This is a genomic window from Variovorax sp. 20P10.2.4 (assembly GCF_058244205.1).
Window position 1 is genome coordinate 1 of sequence record NZ_JBZAYE010001177.1, and the last position, 1108, is coordinate 1108.

At 72.7% G+C, this 1108-nt stretch carries 1 protein-coding gene and 1 pseudogene; both read right to left on the bottom strand.

What is annotated here, in order from left to right:
- Positions 1 to 434, bottom strand: a pseudogene (locus AC27VN_RS42100) (4-hydroxythreonine-4-phosphate dehydrogenase); the annotation flags it as partial.
- Positions 431 to 1108 (bottom strand): 4-hydroxythreonine-4-phosphate dehydrogenase PdxA (pdxA, locus tag AC27VN_RS42105; protein ID WP_490880608.1); only part of this gene is annotated, 678 nt, incomplete at its 5' end. The pseudogene AC27VN_RS42100 and the gene pdxA, both read right to left, overlap by 4 nt.

Sequence of the window (1108 nt, forward strand, 5' to 3'; positions counted from 1 at the left end):
AGCCCCGCCACGCCGGGCCGGCTGGCGATGGCGCGGGCGCTGGCCACGATCTCCTCGATGGAACCGCCGAGCACGCTCGGATGCCCCGAGACCCGGCCCGCGAACGGGTAGTAGCGGATGCCCGTGCCCTCGAGCAACGGCAGCACGTCGTCGACATGCGTGCCGCCGAGCAGGTGGTCGACGCCGAGCCGGCAGGCCATCTCGACCGAGGCGATCTCGCTGTCGCGGTCGAGCGAGACCACCTCGAGGTAGCTCGAGGCACCGTGCGCGCGGAGGGTGCGATGCAGGCCCTCGAGCTCGGCCATCGGCAGCCCGATGTCCTTGAAGCCGATGTGGCGCACGCCGGCCGCGAGCGCCGTCGCCAGGTGCCGTGCCGCGTCGGCCACGGTGCGGTCGTGGCGCGTGAGCATGAAGATGAATTCGAAGCCGCTCATGGTCGGGTCTTTCTCGTGGTGCCGTTGGCGGCCGCCAGGCGCGCGGCCATGTCGAGCGCGGCCTCGAGGCTGGCGGCGTCGGCGATGCCGCGCCCCGCGATGTCGAAGGCGGTGCCGTGGTCGGGGCTGGTGCGCACGAAAGGCAGGCCGAGCGTGATGTTGACGCCCTTGTCGAGCCCGAGGTACTTGACCGGGATCAGCCCCTGGTCGTGGTACTGCGCCACCACCACGTCGAAGCGGCCCTGGCGCGCCTGCATGAACACCGTGTCGCCTGGCCAGGGGCCGCTGGCGTCGATGCCCTCGCGCCGCGCGGCGGCGATCGCGGGCGCGATGGTGCGTTGCTCCTCGTCGCCGAACAGACCGCCCTCGCCCGCATGCGGATTGAGCCCAGCCACCGCGACGCGCGGCGCCGCGATGCCGAAGGCCCGGGCGCCCTGGTGCGCGAGCCGGATCGCCGACATCTGCGCCGCGAAGTCCGCGCGTTCGATGGCCTCGCGCAGCGCGCAATGGACCGTCACGAGCACGGTGCGCAGTTCGTCGTTGGCCAGCATCATCGCGACCTTGCAGCCGGTGCGCTCGGCCAGGATCTCGGTATGGCCCGGATAGCGCAGGCCGGCGGCCGCCAGCGCCTCTTTGTGGATCGGCGCGGTGACGATGCCCGCGACCCGGCCCGC